This window comes from Okeania sp. SIO2B9, from assembly GCF_010672505.1.
GTDB lineage: Bacteria > Cyanobacteriota > Cyanobacteriia > Cyanobacteriales > Microcoleaceae > Okeania > Okeania hirsuta.
Genome location: NZ_JAAHGK010001249.1, coordinates 1 through 2,247 on the forward strand (window position 1 = coordinate 1; position 2,247 = coordinate 2,247).

Consider the following 2,247-nt stretch of genomic DNA (forward strand, 5'->3'; position numbering starts at 1 on the left):
ATAGAGAGAAAAGTAGCGTTAGCGTCAAATGTGAACATACAATATCTGGCGTGAAGAGATATAATGCAGGGAGAGGATTGTATCGAAATCACATTAAAGATGCGCGACGATCGCTTCATGTTCACTGCGGCTGGACTCTGGAATTTCTACTTAATGGTAGCATAGTTTAATCAGTGAAAACCAGAATTTTCCCATTTCACTTTAAGGTTTTATTTCGCGACAAGTCTAATGTTATTTCAAGTTCAGTAGCATCAGCATAATAAATAGTGCGAGCATCTTGCTCGCAATTAATGAAGAGGGAATAATATCATGTCCGCATTTAGAGCATCCAAGGTGGAGCTTCTTCCAATTCCATTTCTATTTGAGCTTCATCTCGAGTTTCATCAATATTAAGTATGACTAACTCGTTATCTGGGGTGCGGATTTTTATATTTAGCGATCTTAAACCTGTAGTTGAATTAATATAGCCTTCGTATTTAGATCCTATAGGTAATTCTGATAAAATTTCCTCTATTTTTTCAATTAATTTTTCAGAATTACGATAATACTTTGTTGCATCTGCAACTATTTTATTCACCTTTTGCTGACCAATTTTTAGAGTACTAGCTAACTCCAGCACAAAACTATTTTCTTCTTCTGTTACTTTCTCATCTGCTATTGCGATTTTTACTGCTAAATCAAAAGCATTTTCTATTTCTTTTTCATCTTGAAGTGCTTGTTTTGCTGCCGAAAATAATGCTTCGTTATTTTCTGTACTAATAATTCTTAAAACTTTTTCTCTAGCTGCATCAACTTCTTTAGCGTTAAACCCTTTTTTTAGTAAAAAACCCTCTAAAATTTCTACTTCATTCATATCAATATCACCATCAACTGCCATGACCATTAAACCAATAGCAAAGATGGCTTCATTAGAGGTTAATTCCTCCGAACATTTTACTTGACTATTAAAAATATGTTCATACGACATAGATTTTCTTGAGACTATAAAATTTTAATTATATATAAATATAGGAATCAGTACAGGATTTGTCAAAGAATTAAAGTTATAGATAAATAATAGACATCTCCTCCAAAAGAGAGAACAGGGAACAGGCAAAATAGAGGGAAATTGATAATTTATGAATAAAAATTGATTTTATTTTTTCTTTTTGGAGATGTCTAATAAAGTCTAAAACTATTAGTACTTTTCCCTACTCCAGTGTTAATTCCAAAATATTTTTATCCGCAACCTAGAATAACCTTCTCTAACTAAGCCAGAAGTTGTTTTTGTAACGGGTATTTTGACCAACCCTCCAAAAACATTTCGCCAATCAAGGCGGGGTTTTAGACCCAATTATTTTGATAAATAAAATAAATAAATTAACTTTTAGACAAACGTTCCACTGGATTTCCTCCTAATAGTTTATGAGCATCTTGAAGAATATCCGGAATTTTTTCGGCATGGGGACTATTGGCCAGGCATTTGCTCAGGTCATATTTTTCTAATTCTTCAGCATTTGCACCAGGAAACCAGTGGCTACCATTACCCAATAAGTTATAGCGCATTTTACTGTATTCGACCATATCGTAGGCGATCGCTAGATTTCTTAACCATAAAATCACAGGGATATTGATATTTCCAGGAGTCTCTTCTAGAGAGGGCAAACCAATGTCCCAGGTTTTGAACCAATTTTCTCCTAGTTGAGCGATCGCTTCTTGCTCTAGTCTTGCCAATATTGATGGTAATATCTCATCAGCTCGATCTAACAATTCAATTGTTTTGAGATGTTCGTCAAAATCTGTTGGTTGTGATGCACCCACACTCAATGTATGCACTTGAGGATGACTCAAACAAAATAGATCGTTAAATACCATCGGGCTGAGTGGATAGCATAAATCTACTAATTTCTGTGGTGGTTGATACAGTTTACCTCCTTTATTAGAGGGGCTAATAATAAATACTCCCATATCAAAGCGATTAGCAGCCTCTATTGCTGGCCAATTATTTTGATTAATGTAGTACCAGTGTAAGTTAACATAGTCAAATTCATTTGTTTCTATAGTTTTAACTATGACATCAGTCGGCCCGTGAGTAGAAAAACCAATAAATCTGACTTTGCCCTGTATTTGTAATTTTCTCGCCACAGGCCTGCCGGATCGTTCGCCGGGCCGCGGCCAGGTCGAACGTGCCGTCGGGGGCCATGATGTTGAGGAACAGCAGCCCCGCCCCCAGCCACGGACCGACACCTCGGATCGCAAGCTGGCGTC

2 protein-coding genes and 1 pseudogene are annotated in these 2,247 nt (G+C 36.4%); all 3 read right to left on the minus strand.

The features are described 5' to 3' along the window. Positions 1-319 precede the first annotated feature (319 nt). Positions 320-967 carry a tellurite resistance TerB family protein gene (locus F6K13_RS29445; RefSeq protein WP_124147514.1) on the minus strand — a complete coding sequence of 216 codons (648 nt, stop codon included), beginning with the start codon at positions 965-967 and terminating at the stop codon, positions 320-322. Between the two features lie 392 nt (positions 968-1,359). Beyond that, a pseudogene (locus F6K13_RS29450) lies at positions 1,360-2,124 on the minus strand (aldo/keto reductase); the annotation flags it as partial. Then, positions 2,057-2,247 (minus strand): hypothetical protein (locus F6K13_RS29455; RefSeq protein ID WP_287289328.1); only part of this gene is annotated, 191 nt, incomplete at its 5' end. The pseudogene F6K13_RS29450 and the gene F6K13_RS29455, both read right to left, overlap by 68 nt.